General features: G+C 46.5%; 16 protein-coding genes, 1 tRNA gene and 1 pseudogene. 13 read left to right on the top strand and 5 right to left on the bottom strand.

What is annotated here, in order from left to right; all coding sequences use genetic code 11:
• Positions 1 to 50 precede the first annotated feature (50 nt).
• Positions 51 to 206: an RRXRR domain-containing protein gene (locus QUB08_RS15275; protein ID WP_223300842.1), complete on the bottom strand. Its 156-nt coding sequence runs from the start codon at positions 204 to 206 to the stop codon at positions 51 to 53.
• 595 nt (positions 207 to 801) lie between these two features.
• On the opposite strand from QUB08_RS15275, the gene QUB08_RS15270 reads away from it, so the two are divergent.
• The 7 genes and pseudogenes from QUB08_RS15270 to QUB08_RS15235 all read left to right on the top strand — a co-directional run bounded on the left by QUB08_RS15270 (position 802) and on the right by QUB08_RS15235 (position 6,946).
• Positions 802 to 1,353: a GNAT family N-acetyltransferase gene (locus tag QUB08_RS15270; protein ID WP_242725747.1), complete on the top strand. Its 552-nt coding sequence runs from the start codon at positions 802 to 804 to the stop codon at positions 1,351 to 1,353.
• 177 nt (positions 1,354 to 1,530) lie between these two features.
• Positions 1,531 to 2,721, top strand: a pseudogene (locus QUB08_RS15260) (RNA-guided endonuclease InsQ/TnpB family protein).
• A gap of 314 nt (positions 2,722 to 3,035) precedes the next feature.
• A tRNA-Pro gene (locus QUB08_RS15255) sits at positions 3,036 to 3,109 on the top strand.
• Positions 3,110 to 3,261: 152 nt separating this feature from the next.
• Positions 3,262 to 4,074 (top strand): Tic22 family protein, encoded by an 813-nt coding sequence (locus tag QUB08_RS15250; protein ID WP_333225506.1) that lies wholly within the window; start codon positions 3,262 to 3,264, stop codon positions 4,072 to 4,074.
• Between the two features lie 269 nt (positions 4,075 to 4,343).
• Positions 4,344 to 5,324, top strand: a complete 981-nt coding sequence (locus QUB08_RS15245; protein ID WP_333225505.1) for a HemK/PrmC family methyltransferase — start codon at positions 4,344 to 4,346, stop codon at positions 5,322 to 5,324.
• Positions 5,325 to 5,391: 67 nt separating this feature from the next.
• On the top strand, positions 5,392 to 5,985 hold the full coding sequence (locus QUB08_RS15240) for an L-threonylcarbamoyladenylate synthase (protein WP_333225504.1): 594 nt from the start codon (positions 5,392 to 5,394) through the stop codon (positions 5,983 to 5,985).
• A 25-nt stretch (positions 5,986 to 6,010) separates the two neighbouring features.
• On the top strand, positions 6,011 to 6,946 hold the full coding sequence (locus QUB08_RS15235) for a HAMP domain-containing sensor histidine kinase (RefSeq protein ID WP_333225502.1): 936 nt from the start codon (positions 6,011 to 6,013) through the stop codon (positions 6,944 to 6,946).
• A gap of 192 nt (positions 6,947 to 7,138) precedes the next feature.
• On the opposite strand, the gene QUB08_RS15230 is transcribed toward QUB08_RS15235, so the two are convergent.
• Together QUB08_RS15230 and hemB are read right to left on the bottom strand one after the other, a co-directional pair.
• Positions 7,139 to 7,627, bottom strand: a complete 489-nt coding sequence (locus QUB08_RS15230) for a GNAT family N-acetyltransferase (protein ID WP_333163027.1) — start codon at positions 7,625 to 7,627, stop codon at positions 7,139 to 7,141.
• A 644-nt stretch (positions 7,628 to 8,271) separates the two neighbouring features.
• Positions 8,272 to 9,255 (bottom strand): porphobilinogen synthase, encoded by a 984-nt coding sequence (hemB, locus tag QUB08_RS15225; protein ID WP_333225500.1) that lies wholly within the window; start codon positions 9,253 to 9,255, stop codon positions 8,272 to 8,274.
• 440 nt (positions 9,256 to 9,695) lie between these two features.
• On the opposite strand from hemB, the gene QUB08_RS15220 reads away from it, so the two are divergent.
• On the top strand, positions 9,696 to 10,679 hold the full coding sequence (locus QUB08_RS15220) for a DUF1517 domain-containing protein (protein ID WP_333225499.1): 984 nt from the start codon (positions 9,696 to 9,698) through the stop codon (positions 10,677 to 10,679).
• A gap of 329 nt (positions 10,680 to 11,008) precedes the next feature.
• A complete protein-coding gene (locus QUB08_RS15215; protein ID WP_333225497.1) occupies positions 11,009 to 11,563 on the top strand; it encodes a cyclic nucleotide-binding domain-containing protein in 555 nt (184 codons plus the stop codon).
• Between the two features lie 233 nt (positions 11,564 to 11,796).
• Here QUB08_RS15215 and QUB08_RS15210 read toward each other — a convergent pair whose 3' ends face one another.
• A complete protein-coding gene (locus QUB08_RS15210) occupies positions 11,797 to 12,243 on the bottom strand; it encodes a hypothetical protein (protein ID WP_333150981.1) in 447 nt (148 codons plus the stop codon).
• Positions 12,244 to 12,554: 311 nt separating this feature from the next.
• On the bottom strand, positions 12,555 to 13,325 hold the full coding sequence (locus QUB08_RS15205) for a hypothetical protein (protein WP_333225496.1): 771 nt from the start codon (positions 13,323 to 13,325) through the stop codon (positions 12,555 to 12,557).
• A 1,142-nt stretch (positions 13,326 to 14,467) separates the two neighbouring features.
• Here QUB08_RS15205 and QUB08_RS15200 point away from each other — a divergent pair.
• From QUB08_RS15200 to uvrA, 4 genes are all read left to right on the top strand, one after another.
• Entirely contained in the window at positions 14,468 to 15,166 is a 699-nt protein-coding gene (locus tag QUB08_RS15200) for a class I SAM-dependent methyltransferase (protein WP_333225495.1), read from the top strand.
• Between the two features lie 224 nt (positions 15,167 to 15,390).
• Positions 15,391 to 16,017 carry a 7-carboxy-7-deazaguanine synthase QueE gene (locus QUB08_RS15195; protein WP_333225493.1) on the top strand — a complete coding sequence of 209 codons (627 nt, stop codon included), beginning with the start codon at positions 15,391 to 15,393 and terminating at the stop codon, positions 16,015 to 16,017.
• Between the two features lie 121 nt (positions 16,018 to 16,138).
• Positions 16,139 to 16,582, top strand: a complete 444-nt coding sequence (locus QUB08_RS15190) for a retroviral-like aspartic protease family protein (protein ID WP_333225511.1) — start codon at positions 16,139 to 16,141, stop codon at positions 16,580 to 16,582.
• A 73-nt stretch (positions 16,583 to 16,655) separates the two neighbouring features.
• Positions 16,656 to 19,616: an excinuclease ABC subunit UvrA gene (gene uvrA / locus QUB08_RS15185; protein ID WP_333225492.1), complete on the top strand. Its 2,961-nt coding sequence runs from the start codon at positions 16,656 to 16,658 to the stop codon at positions 19,614 to 19,616.
• The last annotated feature ends 1 nt before the right edge of the window (position 19,617 follow it).

Here is a 19,617-nt window from a genome sequence, read left to right as displayed (position 1 = left end):
ACGGGACGAAATCCGTTGGGAGAGAAGGCTCTCCACTCAGAACACGTAGCTTAACTACGTCGCGCAATGAGTGTGAATGGATATCTTTTAAAAACAGCAGCTTTGCCAGTGGTTAGCAATTTGCGAGCCAATCCTGGACGAATTGGATTGAGCGGTCGTTTGTGGATATCAAGTAGAAAAACGAAATTAGACACAAAGTCCTCCATTGCTGGGTAAAGTTCGCTTGAATGTTTTAGGAGCTTGTTATGCCAAAAGCACTGGTTTAACCCCGTTAATCCTGTTTAACTTTTGGCGATAGAGCGGAAAACTAGCGTCGCATTTTCCGGTATCATGACTCTAAAAACGTAGGTCTAATCCTGTCTCTGGTAAGATTCGGGCTTTCTTGTTGCACCGCTCGGAACGAGCCGGACTTCCTAAAAGCCCCCGCTTTTAAGCGTGGGGTTCCTTACCGTTGCGCCATTCCAGTGGTATTTCCCACCAAGGGTATAAGTTCCGGCGCGATCGGCGGCACTCAAAAGAAGCATTTCCCAATATACCTCTGTCCTGGTTCGGCAACAAATTTTACCTTAAAAGCGGGTTGTGCGGGCACTGGCTAGCAGAACAGTTCTACCAAACTTGACAGAATCAAAAAAGCGCAGACTCAATGTTGGACGACAAATCCCTGTTTTCGGCGTAAGATGAGTGTACCGTAAACTGTTCCTCAAGAGGCTACCGGCAATTGATCCTACGCCGATTGGAGTGGGTTTATCTGTCTGGTTCTCTTTCTCGTCGTCCAACTTCTACTACCTTAACCGCGCCTGCATGGGTTTTTGGAAAAACTTATTTAGTAGTTCTGAGTCTGCCTCTGTACCCCAAACAGCGGATTTTGAGGAAGATGTGGCTGTTGGGTTAGGCGATCCGCTTTCCCCAACGTTTCGCAAGCCCGCCAGCGGCAACGCTCGCATCTTTTTCAGTTGCGATCGGGACATTGACCTCTACGAACTCGAAGAACTTTGTAATGCAGTGGGTTGGTCCCGCCGTCCCCTGCGTAAAGTCAAAAAAGCTATTGTGCACAGCTTCCTAGTCGTCTCTATGTGGGAGATGCGGGGCAGCCAGCGACGGCTGGTGGGCTTCGCCAGAGCGACTTCAGACCATGCTTTTAATGCCACGCTTTGGGATGTGGTAGTTCATCCCGACTACCAGGGCAAAGGCATGGGCAAGGCGCTGATGAAATACATCATTAAAAAACTCCGCAGTGAAGATATCAGCAACATTACCTTATTTGCTGACCCTCAAGTGGTGGATTTTTACCGCAATTTGGGCTTTATGTCCGATCCAGAGGGGATTAAAGGTATGTTTTGGTATCCTGATTAGCGAGCGAGGTGCAGGTCGGCGTTGATTTGTTGAGGATCTACAATACAATATTGACGCTGACCAAAAAAATGGGATACAAGCCTCCCCCTTCTAGGGGGACTTTCGGCTCGGAATCTCTCAGCGAGGTTTTTGCATAAACAGCACTGCATTTATTCAGGTCGGCTCTACAATGGCTGTATGTTAAATCTAACCTACGAGTACAAGCTCATTCCTACCGATACGCAACGCCAAACTTTCGACCTGTGGCTCAATATTTGCCGCAAGGTCTACAACTTTGCATTGCGAGAACGAAAAGATTGGGTTAATTCTCGTAAGTGTGATATCAACTCGTGCAGCATTAAGCAGGAATACATGATCCCTGCTGATGCACCGCGTCCAACCTTTGCGGGCCAATGCCAATGATTTGCATTGGCAAAGAAGTTAATTCCTGAGTTGAAACTGCCTCACACCCATGTCTTGCAGCAGGCGTTGCGCCAACTAGAGGCAGCGTTTGTGGCGATGTGGGAACGAGGACACGGTTTTCCTAGATTCAAAAAGCGGATGCGCTCATTTGTGTTCCCTCAATTGAATCTAGAATCCGTTAAACGGTTTGATGATGCCGATTGGGTCAACCTACCCAAGATTGGCCCCGTAAAAATCCACCTGTCACGTCCAATCCCTCAAGGGTTTGAGGTCAAGCAAATTCGCGTTGTTAAGAGGGCTTCTGGCTACTATGCCATGCTCACTTTGCAATGTGATGTCGCAGTGCCTCAAGCCTCACCTTCAGGACATGGATTAGGGATTGATTTAGGGTTAAAACATTTTTTGGCAACTTCTGATGGTGAATTGATTGATAGACCTCGATTCTTTGTGGATGGACAACGCAAGTTGAAATTGCTGCAACGTCAACTGAAACGTAAGAAAAAAGGTTCTAGAAAGTTTCGTCAAATTCATCATCAAATAGCGAAGCACCACGAATACATCTCGAACAGTCGCAAAGACTTTCATTTTAAGACCGCACATCATTTATGCGACGCAGCCCAAACAGTATTTGCTGAGGACTTGAACCTCAAAGCAATGTCAGCCGGAATGATGGGCAAGCACACGCTTGATGCAGGGTTGGGTCAGTTCCTGAATATCTTGGGTCATGTTTGCTTTAAGCGAGGTGCATACTTTGCAAAAGTAGACCCCAACGGAACAAGTCAAACTTGTCCCTTATGTCAAACTCATACAGGCAAAAAAGAACTATCCGAACGGGTACATAGATGTCAAACCTGTGGCTATGAAACGAATCGAGATGTTGCAGCCGCGCAAGTGGTGTTGCAGCGTGGATATACAGCGGTTGGGCAAATCGCACTGAATTTTGGGGAGGGGAAGCTACATGAGTAGTCCCAATGAACCAAGAATCCTCGTGCCTTCAGGCCGAGGAGTTGTCAAAACACCGAATGCACCTGTGCGCTGCGGTCAGTGAGGCGTGGATGTATCTCGGCATCAGGGCCCTTATGAAGCTGTGCAAGTATTGTCAGTCGATTTGAGCAGATCACGATAGGAGTTAGGGGCTGGTATCGGTTTTTGGGTGGGGTCAAACCGCACAACCTGAAAAAAAACTTCGCCTTAGCTGCATCGAGAGCTAAATATTTAATAAAGCTTGACAAGCAAGCGGTTTTGTGTGTTAATGGTTAGAAGTTAGCTAACTATAACACCGGGATGTAGCGCAGCTTGGTAGCGCGCCTGCTTTGGGAGCAGGATGTCGCAGGTTCAAATCCTGTCATCCCGATCGCACAATGTTAAATAATAGATTGAAGCATAACTGTCTCTGATGTTTACATTTCGTCAAAATGAAAACAAATTGAGGCAGTTTTTGCCGATCGTGTTAAGTCGCCAGTCTTTGCGTTAATGTGTTTCAGGATCGCTCCTGATGGAAAAAACATGAAATCATTAGTTCGTTTGGGCGCAATATTGGGAATTGTCGGCAGCACTCTGCTGGGCCCCTCCCCAATTGGCAAGATGTCTGCACTGGCACTGCCGGAGCCACAAATTTTGGAAAAATTGCGATCAGTGCCGGTATTTACGGTTACAGACGCTCAGGGTGCGCCCCTGATCGCTTCTGTTCCCAAGCAGGGTCAGGGTCAAACTGGTAATGCTTCCGTGGCGGGAATTTTCATCAGCCAGAAAGATGCTCAAGCTTTTGTCGATCAACTGAAAACCAAAAATCCTCAGTTGGCGGCGTCGGTGCGCGTGATGCCAGTATCCCTGGGCGAAATTTATCAGCTCACTCAAGCAAATAAAGGCAAGCCGGAGGAAGTGCAATTTGCTTTCGTTCCGGCTCCACAGCAGGTGCAGTCGGCTAAAACTGTACTTCAGCAGACTGGTCAACAAGTTAATGAGTTCAACGGTGTACCTCTGTTTTTGGCCAGAGGCGGCGCAGAAAATGGTTATTTGACGATTCAGCGAGGCCAGCAAGAGGTGATTCCCTTGTTTTTTAACAAGGAGGATTTACAGGGTATGGTCGATCGTTTTAAGCAGCAGCAGCCGAACGTGACAGCCACAATTAAGATTGAGGTGGTGAACTTGGAGAGCGTTTTAGAAGCTTTGCGTACTGAGAACGACCCGTTTTTGACCCAAATGATTTTGATTCCGTCGCGGGAGTCGCTGGAATTTGTGCGATCGCTCCAACCAGCAGGTGCGGGCCAAAATCCACAGGTTGCTCCGGCTCCAGCTCCGGCTCGGCCGACTCGCTAATATTTAGTCAGTTGACAGTTGACAGTTGACAGTTAACTGTTGACTGTTGACTGTTGACCACGAATTTCAAAGGTGGTACCCGCCACGTGATTTATCCGTGGAATCAATCCAAAATCGAAAATCGAAAATCCTCAAGAAAGAGCATTTATCTCGCGCAAGTCAATCTAAAATCTAAAATCTCAAATCTCAAATCGATTGACTGTTGTCATTAGTTACCAATTCCCGATGCCCGATGCCCGATGCCCGATGCCCAATTCCCAAAAAGTCTTATGTTTGTTTCTGGTTTAGAGCTTTGGCAGTGGGCGAATCAAGCTAAAACCGAGGCGAGAGCCTCTGACATTCCCCTAGCAGAAATCGACTGGCTGCTGCAAGAGCTGGCAGGTTTGGATAGGTTGGCTCTGCGTTTGGAGTCGTTTAAAGATTTGCCAAAAATAGAATTAAAGTTGTCTTTATCGGAACTTGCTCAATTGTGGCAGCGGCGCTTGCAGGAACGGGTGCCGGTGCAGTATTTAACGGGAGTTGCACATTGGCGACATTTTTCGCTCCAAGTAACGCCGGCGGTGCTAATTCCGCGTCCTGAAACGGAATTGCTGATCGATTTGGCTGTGGAAGCTGTGAAAAGCCGTTTAGAAGCAGAAAATATCAATCAAAAATCTACCCCCCCCAACCCCCCCTTACTAAGGGGGGGAGAAGATTTAAACTTCTCCGAGCTTCGGGGGGGAGAATTTGCCCAATCCCATTGGGTGGATTTGGGAACGGGCAGCGGGGCGATCGCGATCGGCTTAGCTTCTGCGTTGACAAATGCTAGGGTTTATGCGGTAGATTGCAGTTCGGAAGCTTTGGCAGTTGCTCGACTGAATGCTGAGAATTTGGGCTTTGAATCGCGAATTAATTTTTATCAAGGTTCGTGGTGGGAACCGCTAGAATTTCTTAAAGGTCGCGTTAGCGGCATGGTGTCTAACCCCCCTTATATTCCCAGCAGCACGGTGCTGACTCTGGAACCGGAAGTTTTGAAGCACGAACCTCATCTGGCCTTAGACGGCGGTTTTGACGGGTTAGATTGCATCCGGCATTTGGTAGAAACGGCTCCCGATTATTTAGAATCTGGGGGTGTTTGGTTGGTTGAGATGATGGCGGGACAAGAAACGGCGGTAGCTGATATGCTGCAAAGTCACGGGAGTTATGGCAAAGTTCAGATATTTTCTGATTTAGCAGGGATCGATCGGTTTGCCTTAGCCTACCGTCTGTAGGTTTCAAGAATATGTCGTACTTCTAAAATCTCAAATCTCAAATCTCAAATCTAAAATCTAAAATGGCATGACACAAGTTGCGATCGACTCCTTAATTCAAGGGGCAATTTCTGGTAATCATATCGTCAGTTTTCCTACAGATACTGTACCCGCTTTGGCTGCGCGGCCCGATCGCTCGGAGTTGATTTTTGCAGCTAAACGCCGCAGTCAAGACAAACCGCTGATTTTGATGGCAGCATCCGCCCAGGCTTTGTGGCCTTACGTGCAGGGAAGTCCAGCAGAGTTAAAATTGTGGCAGCAAGTGGCCGAATCCTATTGGCCGGGGGCGTTAACTTTGGTACTGCCGGCTTCGGCAAAAGTCCCGGCGGCCATGAATTCGATCGACCCAACTACCATCGGAGTAAGAGTTCCTGACTTTCCCCTTGCGCTCAAGATTCTAGAGCAGACAGGCCCTTTGGCTACTACCAGTGCTAATTTATCCGGTCAGCCGCCTCTGGAATCTGTGGCAGAAATTGAGGCTCAGTTTCCCGAAGTCTTGACATTAGTTCCTTCTGAATTAGCAACAGCGACAACAGCTTCGAGTTTGCCTTCGACTGTGGCTAAATGGACGGGCAGCGAGTGGGAAATATTGCGACAAGGCGCGATCGAGTTAGAATGCTAAAAGCTAAACTCCAAGGCAAAGCAATATGGCGCCGATCGGCTGGAGCAACTTTATATATTTAGGTATGGGACTGGGGCTGGGTTTGGGAAGCAGTTGGATTTGGCGCCTGCGGCAAAAAAGCTCGCAACAGCCCGAACCGGCGCCCAAAGTAGCCCCACCTCCTCAAGAAATTCATTTAGAGAAGTTTGATGCCCTTTCCGAGCAACTTAAGCAAACTCAATTGGCTTATCAGATGGCATCGGAGATGAGCCAATTTAAGGCGGGTTTTTTGGCTCGGACTTCTCACGAGTTGCGATCGCCCCTGAGCACTATGATTGGTACGCTGCAATTAATTCTCTCGGATTTGTGCGACGATCCTGCTGAGGAACGAGAGTTTGTCGAGCAAGCTCACGCCGCGGCACTCAAGCTGGTGAAATTAATAGATGAAATTATCTCTGTTGCTAAAACTGAACACGGCACTGAAAGGATGGATATTGAGCCGATTCAGTTAGCTAAGGTTTTTGACGAGGTTGATGATTTAACTTACTTGCAAGCTGCTAATCGCGGCATTCGTTTGGAGATATTGCCGCCAGATCCGGGGATTTATGTATTGGCAGATTTGCCGAGGTTTAGGCAAGTTTTAGTCAATTTGGTAGATACTGCTGTTGCTCAGATGGAGGAGGGGAGTATTTCTGTTTCGGCGCATTCTTCGCCGGAATCTGGATACGTTCAAATTTGGGTGGACGATCAGCGTTCAGTGAGTGCTTGGAGCGAGTCTTGGGATTTGCTGAAGCACGATTTGGAGTGTGATGTTACCAAGAGCAGTGATAATTCTCAGGTGTCTTCTGGAATGAGGTTATTGATGAATCAGACTCTTTTAAGTTTGATGAGCGGAAAGTTGGAGGTTCTGGCTGTGCCTTCTGAGTCTGAAGAGTGCAATTTTAACCGGACTCAGTGTTCTATTCCTTTGGCAACTTTGTGATGAAGAAATTTGGGTCACGGGCAATCTACGGGATGCAACACAGGTGGGGAAGAGGGCAAAGGATTTAACAGATTTAAGGGAGGGCGGGAAGAGGTTCGGGGGAAGATGAAACAAGGAAATTATTTATAGGGAGTAAGGTGCGCCCTTACGCACCCTACATATTATAGATTTTGCTGCAAATCTGGTGATTACTTAACAATTAGCAGTTAGCAATTCGCCGTTGCTAATTTCTAATTCGAGATTCTCTTCGAGAAGCTGATTTTCAAGTACCATTGTGGTGCTAGCGTTTGGCTGAAAACCTATGCGCTCGTAGAAGCTTTGTTTGTAAGTTGTCATCAGGTAAACTCGCTCTACTCGGCACATCCGAGGGTGACTCAAGACGGTTTGCACTAATTTGCGGCCGAGTCCTGCACCTTGGTAATCCGGGTGAATGGCGACATCCCAGATGGTAGCTCGATAGATGCCATCTGAGGTGGCTCTGGCAAAGCCGATCGCCCGTGAGCCGTCCCAAACTGTAACAACTGGTTCGCTGTTGGCGATCGCAATTTCCCAATCTTCTATCTTGCGTTCCCTCGCCCAAAAGGCGGCGGCTTTAAATAGTTCTTGGATCTGTACGATGTCTGCGCGATCACGACCTATACAAAATTGAATGTGACTGGAATCCCTAGTCGTTGATGTCATGCTCAATCTGCCTTCAATTGGTATCTCAACTGTGTTACTTTTACTGTTTTACACGAGTGAAAGTTGATTTTGCTTGGGAACGATCAATGGTTGAATTCCCCATTTACAAAACTATTTTTATTCATACATATTTTTTAACTAATTTCGGTGATCATTAATACTTTTTGGGGTAAATTTTGAAAAAAAGTCTTTCACTCAAAATTCCCAACTTATAACTCATACCATTTGATATTTGAGATTAGAGATTTTAGATGGGGAATGACTGATTTTTTAGGGTGGGAGTTTGTCTACAGAGAAACCGGGTTTTTTCATAGCAATACTTCGTTACAACTGAAATAATTTTGCACCATTCTCAATAAGCTTTTTATGAACAGGCTTTTCGGCCTGTTCCACAAGAAAATTCACTCTTTGTGGAACAGGCCGAAAAGCCTGTTCCTGAGAATGGTGCAATATCTCAGTTATGGCCCACTGAAACGGTAAAAACCCGGTTTCGAGGCGTCGTTTATCGGTAAGTGTAAGCTATAGCTAGTGTGTTGCCTAATTGCTCAAAAATCACCTATCGAGAGAGGTATTGACTCCACAAGAACACCCGAAGATTGTGGTGTGGAGTCAAATCTCTAATCTCTAATCTCAAATCAAGTGAATCAGTTTTGCAGCCAGCGGGCGGCGTCTTTGGCGTGATAAGTCAAAATCAAATCACAGCCAGCACGCTTGAATCCTGTCAAAGTTTCCATCACTACTTTTTCTTCATCTATCCAACCGTTGAGGGCGGCGGCTTTCACCATCGCATATTCTCCAGAAACGTTGTAAGCAGCAACTGGCAAATTAGTTGCTTCCTTCACGCGCCAGATGATGTCCATGTAAGCTAAAGCGGGTTTAACCATGAGCATATCTGCGCCTTCGGCAATGTCGAGAGCAATTTCTTTAAGAGCTTCGCGGCCGTTTCCTGGGTCCATTTGATAGGTGCGTCGATCGCCAAATTGCGGAGCAGAATCTGCTGCATCCCGGAATGGGCCATAATAAGCTGAGGCGTATTTTGCCGCGTAAGACATGATGGGAATATCTTCAAATCCAGCGGAGTCCAATCCTTCGCGAATTGCTCCGACAAAACCGTCCATCATTCCCGAAGGTGCGATAATATCTGCACCAGCTTTAGCTTGAGCAACGGCGGTTTTCTTCAGCAATTCTAGTGTCGGATCGTTCAATACGCGGCCGCTTAAATCTCCGACTTCCAAATAGCCGCAGTGACCGTGATTGGTATATTCGCACAGACAAGTATCGACCATGACGATTAAATCTGGTACGGCTTTTTTAACGGCTTCCGTCGCTTGTTGGACGATGCCGCAGTCGTGCCAAGCACCTGTCGCATCTGTGTCTTTATCTGCGGGAATGCCGAATAAAATAATCGCGGGAATGCCGAGGTCGTAGACTTCTTTTGCTTCTTCTACTATTTTGTCTACCGATAGCTGGTAAACTCCGGGCATTGATGTGACTTCTTTAGCAAAAGCTTCCCCCGGTACGGCAAATAGGGGGTAAATTAAATCGCTGGTTGTCAAGATATTTTCGCGTACCATCCGGCGGAGTTGGGGATGGTTGCGGAGGCGGCGGGGGCGGTGAGTTGGAAACATAATGTTTTTTTTACGGTAGATAAAGCCCTGTTTTTGAGGACTCGCGGCGTTTCTTTAAAAGTCTAGAGCTTATTGTTGGCCGATCGCCCTGTAGTTAAGTAAAGTTCTGTAAAAGCCAGGATGTCGGTTGTTGGTAGTAACTGAGATGTTGCACCATTCTCAATAACCATTTTATGGGCGGGCTAGAAGATCCCAACCCGTAATCCCCACAGGAAATTTAGTCTTTGTGGAACAGGATCGAAAGCCGGCTCTTGAGAATGGTGTAAGAATGAATTAGTAAGGAATGCAAGTCCTTTCTAGCTGTTCTCGTTTGCAGACTCAGGCCTAACTGTGGTTGGATGGGTTGGTACGGATATCTCGCTGGCTTCATACCTATAACCGGGCTGCCCAGAAGCGAGGATAGACTGTAAATTATAAATGTATCGAATAGTAACGGTCTTATGTACAAGCAACTAATTTCAAAGATGAAACCGCTTTTGAAATCACTATTTGCGATCGGTCTGGTACTGACGCTAGCCCTCGGTAACGCTGATGGAGCTCTGGCTGCCCGCAGCGGAGGACGCATCGGGGGCGGATCTTTTAGAGCTCCGGCGCGCAGTTACTCGTCTCCTAGTCGCACTTACGCGCCGTCGGGAGGAGGCTACTACCCGGGTGGGGGCTTTGGAGGTGGATTCGGTTTCCCGTTCTTGCTGCCGTTTTTTGGCTTTGGGGGCGGGTTTGGCGGCCTGTTCTCGATTTTGATTTTTATTTCGATTGCTAATTTCCTCGTCCAAAGCTTCCGCCGCGCCGGAGGCGGAACAGACGAACTGGGCAACAGCGCCCCCACTACCACCGTATCCGTCGCCCGCTTGCAAGTTGGTTTGCTAGCAGAGGCCCGCGGTTTGCAAGCCGAACTCGACTCCCTAGCGCGCAAAGCGGATACCGATACAGCGGCCGGTCGCGCTCAAGTGGTGCAAGAATCTACTCTGGCGCTGCTGCGACATCCTGAATACTGGGTTTACGCGGGTGCTGAATCTGTGCAAACTCGTTTGGAGGCAGCCGAAGCTAAGTTTAATCAATTTTCTTTGGCAGAACGCAGTAAATTTACTGAAGAAACGCTCTCGAATTATAACAATCAGCTCCGGCAAGCAGGGAGCAGCAATATCCTGCCAGGTCTGCAGGAAAATGGGGCGCTGGTGGCTTCTGATTTGAATTCAGATCCTGGGGAATTTATTGTGGTGACGGTGATTGTGGGTACTCAAGGTAAATTGCAATTGCCAGCAGTGAAAAACTCTGAAGATTTGCGCCAAGCTTTGCGCCAGATTGGGGGAGTATCGAGCGAGCAGTTGCTGGCGGTTGAGGTGCTGTGGACTCCTCAAGCGAACGGGGACACTCTGACTGCTGACGATATGTTGGCCGGCTATCCTGATTTACGATCGATTTAGTGAGCAAGACTGGGCGCGGAGCATTGTCTGCCGCGCCCCATCCCGCAGCCAAGCGGGGCGGGTGAACCCAATTGCTTGTGAGACGCGAATTTTACACGAGTTTTTTAAGGTTGATCGAGTTAAAAAAGATTGTTTAACAAATGCTAGTATTGAGAGATCATGATTCAGCGTGATTCATCTGCTATTGGCAAAGCCTGCCCGATATGGGTTTTGCGAAGAAGTTAGGCAAGATAAAAAAACTGTATTGAGCGAGGACTGCTTCGGAAGAAGTTGCGATCGCGCGCCATCTAAATTTTATATAAAGAAGAAGCGATCGAGAGCTAAAACTTATGGCCGACAGCAGCAGAAAAAAAGCACTTTTTATTTTGAGCCAGTTAAATAATGACGATATCAACTGGATCGTCCAAAAAGGCAAAAAGGAAGTTCTAGATCCGGGCGGGATTTTGATCCATGAAGGGAGACAGATAGATGCGCTCTACATTATTTTGAAGGGGAGTTTGAGCGTTTTGATCGAGGCTGAGGGGACTAAAGAACTTGCTAAAATAGCCAGCGGAGAACTGGTGGGAGAAGTCTCTTTCATTGACGCTCGCCCTCCTTTGGCAACCGTGAAGGCAATAGAACAAACTCACTTGCTGGCAATTCCTAGGCGGCAGTTAGTAATCAAACTTCAACAGGATATGGGCTTTGCTTCCCGGTTTTATTATGGAATTTCACTGTGTCTGGCAGACAGGATGCGCGGTACGATCAGACATATAGAATACGGTCGCAATATTGAATTAGATCAACCAGAATTTGAACGAGAGGATATCAATCCTAACGTCCTGGAAAATTTGGCGCTAGCTGAGGCTAAGTTTAATTGGCTGAGGGAAAATGTTAAAGCTTGAGGAATTTTAAGGCGTTTTTGAGCTGTGTCTGAAAACTTGCCGATTGATAGGGTAATTAAGAGATGTACGATGTAACCTCTCAACTCAAAAAACAGATGTGGAAAACAAAATAGGGGCGGGTTGTACCGGCAGTTATCGATTGTTGATCGATAATTGCCGGAACTATAAAAACCCGCCCCTGTGCTTTGCCGTTGCAACCTCGCGCGCTGAAACGCAACTACCCAGCACACAATCTAGATAATGCCCGGCCCTTTGCCACGGGTGTCTGCATCCATTGTCAGTTTTCCTTCCTCGCCTTTTTTATCTTTGATTTCTGCGAGAATTCGAGCGCGTTCTGCGGCTTCGGCTTCTTCTTTTGCTCTCAAATCGCCCGGTTCGTTGATGTACATTTCCGGTTCGATCGCGTAATTGTTAACCAGACCTTCTTTGTCTACTGTATAACCATCTGTAGTGTGAATGCTTTCGTCATCGGTTTGGTCATCAGTTTTTGCACTTTTCTGCTTCGCTTCGGTGGTTGTGTGCATGAAGTTAGAGCCTTCCCGTTCTTGCCGCGCTGCTGTCTCCGCAGGAGTAATGCCCCTGTCGTAGTGGGGGGCTTCCATATTGGCTTCGATTTGTTCGTCGGCCGGTGTTGATTTGCTAACTTCTTCTTTGGGGGGTATTGGTTGGCGATTAGTCATGATTTATTCCTGAGTTATCTTTTCAAAAAGGTCTTTGGCTTATGTTTAAATATTAATCCCAAGCTAGCTCATTCACAAACTATCTTTGGTTATAGTTTGCGAAAAATTGCGGTTAGGGAAAATACCTTTATTGAGTCTTCCTCAAGAGTGAGAAAATTCTGTTTTTATTAAAAATTTCACTATTTGCGACTATTTGGCATCTATCTAAAGATTGGGAATTGGGAATTGGGCATCGGGCATCGGGCATTGGTAACTAATGACAACAGACAACTGTCAACAGACAACTGTCAACAGTCAACTATCAACTGACTTTACGATTCTTTAAAGAAGCGGATGATTTCGCGGACGTGGTTGAGAAATTGTCCGTCATCGGTGAGTTGGGCGATCGCACTTTCTGCATCTCTTCTCAGTTTAGTGTGATCTGCCTGATTTGTCGCTTGCAAAGATTGTAGAGATGCGGATAAAGTAGTTAATTCTCTTCTCATAGCTTCCCGTTCCCGATTTTGGACAGCCACCCACGAATTCGGATTGTCTGAACTTAATTGATTGCTCAAATCTCTAACTGTAGATTCTAATTGTGCAAAGCGGCTGCGGAGTTCGACAATATCTTCACGGGGGTACAAAAATTGGCGGCGGATAGTTGTCAGCCGCTGGGCTAAATACTGATAACCTCGGATAGCTGGACGCAGTACAGTTAACAGCAGTGCAGCAGCGGAACTGAGATAGCCAATAGCACTAATTCCGGCGGCGGCTAGGGCGTAAAGTGCGATCGCGCTAAACAGATGAAGTGCGATCGCCACAAAGAGCGATCGGCTAACTAATACAGTAACGTATTTGACTTGTTCCTGATCGACAGCAATGTTTTTTTTAGTCGATTCTGCGGCTTGCGCTAAAACTTCTTTAGCTTCAAAATGGATATTCCAGGGAACTGTAACTATCAGCAACAGCCATTCAAAAATAGCAATGGCAATTATCCAATCAATAAAACTGCCGACGGAGACGTGCAGCCATTGCAGAATGGCAAAAACTAGCAGCAAAAATATGCCTGTGGCGGCACCAAAACCTGCGAAAGTGTAATACATAGCGATCGCCTTGGTGGAATGTTGTTTTGATTGTGGGTAGGTGGTTTAGGTCTGGAGTAATAAACTGTGACAGTTAAGTGAGCGTCCTATTAATCCCGGTTCATTAGTTATGAGTAAAAGTGCAGGCCAAGGGTTGCGATAAACCTGTTTTTTTCCCACAAATACTTGCTCTACCTCAATCGTGGAAGGTAGTGGAAATTGGGGGTAGGTTGTTTAGGTATGGATTCATAAGGTGTGACAGTTAAGAAATCGTCCTATTGATCCCAGTTGATTAGTGATTAATAATCCTCCGGGAGACAAGGGTTTCCAGACGCCTGGTTTGTTCCAGGAACGTACACGGGCTTGAACCCATCCATAATAGTTAAAGGAAACGGTTTGTTGGTTTGGGAGCGATTAAAAGGGCGGGTTTTTGAGATTGTCAATTATTGGCAGATATTGTTCGTGAACCCGCCCCTACCGTATTAGGGATAATCGATCGGACATGATATAATTCCTCAATAATTACTCATTGACGATTAAGTATAACGACACAAAAAAAATGACTATGTAACAAAATGTAAACGAATCACAACCTTTGGGATTGCTTCATTTCACTGGCAATGACATACTTATGTTTTTCGCAGTTAATCTAGTTAGTAATCAGGATGAAGTCAATCGATTTTAGATTTTAGATTTTAGATTAAAGAATTGAAGCATTGACCCCACGGATGAATCCGGGGGCTTGTATCCTGGATGCTTTCGGTCACTTTCTCCCCAACTCATACCATTTGAGATTTGAGATTTGAGATGGGGAATGGCTGATTATGTATGGGTTTGCAGATTGTATACAGTTGCATTCATTTTTTGAACTGGTATCACTAACGGCGTTACGCGGTGCTAGTGCTAGAAAAGTAGGAATCTCAAAACGCTCCCCTCTATCGATTTTTATTTTCCAGAGCTGCTAAATCACCTGTAGCTGAGATAAACTGATTTGGAAGTAGAGCGCGCGTTTTGCAAGCGGCCTCTCTGTAACCGAGACACTGCTACTGCAACCAGCCATCAGCCACAGCAAAATAGGTGCCAAAATTAACTCTACATTCTCCGATTTCCATTAACAGCGCGTCTACAATCTAAAATCAAAAGTCAGCAGCAAGGACAAACCGATGGCGAACTCAACTCTTGGCTTAGAAAATCAACTTTACGATTATCTGTTATCTATTTCTCTGCGGGAGCCAGATATTCTCGCTTCACTACGGGAAGAAACTGCTAAACATCCTATGGGGATGATGCAGATTGCTCCCGAACAAGGTCAGTTTATGGAGATGCTGGTGCAGCTTATGGGAGCGACCAAAACCTTAGAAATTGGCGTTTTTACTGGTTATAGCGCGCTGTGCGTAGCTTTAGCGCTGCCTCCTAACGGTCAAATTATTGCCTGCGATGTCAGCGAGGAATATACTGCGATCGCACGACGCTATTGGGAAGCTGCGGGCGTGGCTAATAAGATTTCTTTGCAGTTGGGCCCAGCAATAAATACTCTCGACAAACTAATAGCCGAGGGACAAGCTGGAACCTTTGATTTTGCCTTCATCGACGCCGATAAAGAAAATTATGAGGCTTATTTTGAGCGATCGCTGCAACTTGTACGCAATGGCGGTTTAATTGTAATTGACAATGTTCTGTGGTCTGGACGAGTTGCTGATCCTCAAGTACAAGACGAAAGCACCCTCGCCATTCGTAGTTTCAACGACAAATTGCGTAACGATCCCAGAGTTACTCTCAGTGTTGTCCCCATTGCTGACGGGCTGACTTTGGCCCTGAAACGTCGCTGGGCTACTATGATGGAACCTGAACAGCATAATTAAAGAGTTATTTGCGGTTTGTGGTGGATTTCTAAGGACTCATACAAAAGCTATGAAGAAACCGGATTTCTGAGTCAAGCTTCTGGGATAAAACGGATAATTTTTTTTGAGAAACCCCCGTTTATGCGTTCAGGACTGTTTTTATTTGCTGCAAACCGCGAAAGAATAACCATTTAAGAATATTATATCTAAACAACGTAATTAATTGATTTGAGGCGTAACTTCGGGTGTCTAATTTACAACTAAAATTACCAATTCATGAAACTTTTCAGTGTACTGTTCAAGGCGAAGGTTACTGGACGGGGACTTTAGTTGATTTTATCAGATTGGCCGGTTGTCCTGTGCGGTGTCCTTGGTGCGACACAGGCTACGAAAATGGGGGCAAAGGTTTGCCGTCTGTGCCGCAGTCGATCGCCCAATTGCTCGCTCAATTGCAGTCTCCGAGGGTAGTCATTACTGGCGGCGAACCTTTCATTCACCGCGATTTGCCGGAGTTAGTTGAAGCTTTGTTAGAAGCTGACAAGCAGGTGAGTATTGAAACTTCGGGTGCTTGCTGGCAGGATGTTTCCCCGCAGGCTTGGATTACTCTTTCTCCTAAAGAACACGTCAATCCTCAATATCCGGTGCAAGAGCTTTTCTGGACTAGAGCTAATGAAATTAAGTTGGTGATTAGCACTGGCGAAGAAGTTGAATTTTATCACAAGCATTTGGAAAAAAATCTGAATATTCCGGTTTTATTGCAACCAGAATGGAACTCAAAAAAATCAGCAATTCCCATAATCTTGGAATTGCTGAAACAAAATCCTAGTTACAGGCTATCTTTGCAAACTCACAAGTTTATTGGCGTGCAATAATTGGATGATTTAGCTAGAGTTATTCGTGAGGTAGGCGGTGCAGAATGGGGAGTGCCTCGCCCTACAATTTGTGGAAATATGTGCTAAAATTAAAGCAGTAATTTATTATATTATGAAAGTTATGCAAGCAGCTACTGAAAATCAAATGGGAAAAGTTATCACAACCCTAGTAATTACGAATCGGATCGATGAAGCTAAAGCAGAGGATGGTCTGATTCCCATCGAGCAAGTCAGGTCTGTTACTCTAGAAAATGTTTTGGTGGATACGGGCGCGACAACTTTGTGTTTGCCTAAAGATGTCATTGCCAGACTGGGTTTGAAAATTCTCAAGCAAGTGGTTGTTGAGACTGCAACGGGTATTAGTGAGGCGAGGATTTTTCGGGATGCTTCGATTTCTCTGTGCGGGCGCGAAGGGACTTTTGAGTGTTTGGAATTGCCAGAGGGGAAAACGCCACTTTTAGGCGTGATTCCGATGGAAGCGCTGGGAATTGAAATAGATTTGAAAAATCAAAGATTGAAGGTTTTGCCCGACGGGCCGACGGAAACTTATTTGACAATTCTTTGATATTCTTGAGTTTGGATGCCAGCTATTCGATCGGCAGCGCTAAGATGGTTAAGCACTGTTTTGCACTACTCTCATGTCCCAACGCGCCGAAACCTCAAACAGCCAGCCAAGTGCATCCCGCAACGGGCATAATGTGACGAATTCTCACTCTCACAACCAAAATACTATTCGGGTTCGCGGTGCGAGACAGCACAACCTGAAAAATATCGATCTGGAACTGCCGCGCGATCGCCTGATCGTTTTTACTGGCGTCTCGGGTTCTGGCAAGTCTTCCCTCGCTTTCGATACAATTTTTGCCGAGGGACAGCGCCGCTACGTCGAGTCTCTCAGCGCCTATGCGCGCCAGTTTTTGGGACAGTTGGACAAGCCGGATGTGGACGCGATCGAGGGGTTGAGTCCGGCTATTTCGATCGACCAAAAGTCAACTTCTCACAACCCGCGATCGACTGTTGGCACTGTTACAGAAATTTACGATTATCTCAGATTGCTCTACGGCAGAGCCGGTGAACCGCACTGTCCGATTTGCGATCGCTGCATTGCGCCGCAGACAATTGATGAAATGTGCGATCGAGTCATGGCACTTCCAGACGGCACTCGCTTTCACCTTCTGGCACCAGTTGTGCGGGGAAAAAAAGGCACTCACCGCAAATTATTGTCGAGTTTAGCCGCAGAAGGATTTATTCGCGTCAAAGTTAACGGAGAAATTTTAGAACTTTCGGAAAATATCGAATTAGATAAAAATCTAACGCACAATATCGAGATAGTTGTCGATCGGTTAATTAAAAAACCCGGTTTAGAAGAACGTTTAGTTGATTCTCTGGCAACTTGTTTGCGCCATTCAGAGGGAATTGCGATCGTTGAAGAGTTACCGAATGAGGAAAATTCCGAACCACAAGCGCCGATCGTATTTTCCGAAAACTTTGCTTGTCCCGAACACGGTGCGGTAATGGAGGAACTTTCGCCCAGGTTATTTTCGTTTAATTCGCCCTACGGCGCGTGCCAAAACTGCCACGGTTTGGGGAGTTTGCGGACTTTTGCCCCGGAGTTGGTAGTTCCCGACGAGAAAGCGCCTCTTTATTGTGCGATCGCACCTTGGTCAGACAAAGATAATTCCTATTATCTCTCTTTGCTTTGCAGTATTGCTGATACTTGCGGGTTTGATATCGACACTCCTTGGTATCGATTAAAGCCCGAACACCAGCGGGTAATTTTGTACGGCAATGAGCAAAAGCGCAGCGCAGAAAGTAAAAAGCGCGACGGCAGCACTGATTTGAGGAGAGATTTTAATGGCGTAATTTCCATGTTGCAGCGCCAGTACGACGATACTGGTTCTGATCTCATCAAGCAGAAGCTGGAACAGTATCGGGTCGATCGCTCTTGCGAGGTTTGTCACGGCAAGCGCTTGAAACCCGAGGCGCTTTCGGTGCGGTTGGGACAGTACGGAATTGTAGATTTAACCAGTATTTCGATTCGCGAATGTCGCGAACGAGTAAATAATTTGGGATTGAGCGATCGGCAATTTCAAATATCCGATTTAGCCCTGAGAGAAATCAAAGCCAGGCTGCAATTTTTGCTCGATGTCGGGCTAGATTACCTGACTTTAGACCGCGCAGCAATGACGCTTTCTGGCGGAGAAGCCCAGCGAATTCGGCTAGCGACTCAAATCGGTTCTGGTTTGACGGGCGTACTCTACGTTTTGGACGAACCCAGCATCGGACTCCACCAAAGAGACAACTTTCGCCTGCTGCAAACCTTAACAAAATTGCGCGATTTAGGCAATACTTTGATTGTCGTAGAACACGATGAAGAAACCATGCGGGCGGCAGACCACATTGTCGATATAGGGCCCGGTGCTGGCGTTCACGGCGGCAAAATTATATCGCAAGGAAGTTTAGAAAATTTGCTAACGGCAGAGGAATCTTTGACGGGTGCTTATTTGTCGGGAAAGCGAGTAATTGAAACCCCTAATGAAAGGAGAAAAGGCAACGGCAAAGCTCTCTCAATCATAAATGCGACGCGCAACAATTTAAAAAATATCGATGTGGAAATTCCCCTCGGAAAACTCGTCTGCGTGACGGGCGTTTCCGGTTCGGGAAAATCAACTTTAATCAATGAATTGCTGTACCCGTCGCTGCAACATTATATCACCAAAAAAGTGCCTTTACCGCCCGATATGGACGCCCTCAAAACTAAAGGCGAACGCTCTCTAGAGGATGTGGTTGATAAGGTAATTGTAATTGACCAATCTCCCATCGGTCGCACTCCGCGTTCTAATCCCGCTACTTACACGGGAGTCTTTGATGTGATTCGCGATTTGTTTGCCGAAAGCATTGAAGCGAAGGCAAGAGGTTACAAAGCAGGGCAGTTTTCTTTTAACGTGAAAGGGGGAAGGTGTGAAGCTTGTGGCGGCCAAGGTGTGAACGTGATTTCGATGAATTTTCTGCCGGATGTTTACGTGCAGTGTGAGGTTTGCAAGGGTGCACGGTACAACCGGGAAACGCTGCAAGTGAAGTACAAAGGCAAGTCGATTTCTGATGTTTTGAACATGACTGTCGAGGAATCTTTGGAAATGTTTAAAAATATTCCCAGGGCTGGCGTCAGACTGCAAACTTTGGTTGATGTTGGTTTGGGTTATATTCAGTTGGGACAGCCTGCGCCGACGCTTTCTGGGGGCGAAGCGCAGCGGGTAAAATTGGCAACGGAACTATCGCGGCGCGCTACTGGGAAGACGCTTTATTTAATCGATGAACCGACGACTGGTTTGTCGTTTTATGATGTTCACCATTTGTTAAATGTGCTGCAAAGATTGGTGGATAAGGGTAATTCAATTTTGGTAATCGAACACAATTTAGATGTGATTCGGTGCTGCGATTGGGCGATCGATTTAGGCCCGGAAGGGGGAGATAAGGGCGGCGAAATTATTGTGGCGGGGACGCCGGAGGATGTGGCGGCAAATCAGAGGTCTTATACTGGGAAGTATTTGCAAGCTGTTTTGCAGCAGCATCCGTTGGGGAGTGCTGTAGCTGTTAGTTAAT

The sequence above is a fragment of the Microcoleus sp. BR0-C5 genome (assembly GCF_036705045.1).
Taxonomy (GTDB): domain Bacteria; phylum Cyanobacteriota; class Cyanobacteriia; order Cyanobacteriales; family Microcoleaceae; genus Microcoleus.
Note: the sequence above shows the minus strand (reverse complement) of the source record. Positions and strands in the feature narration are given on the sequence as shown.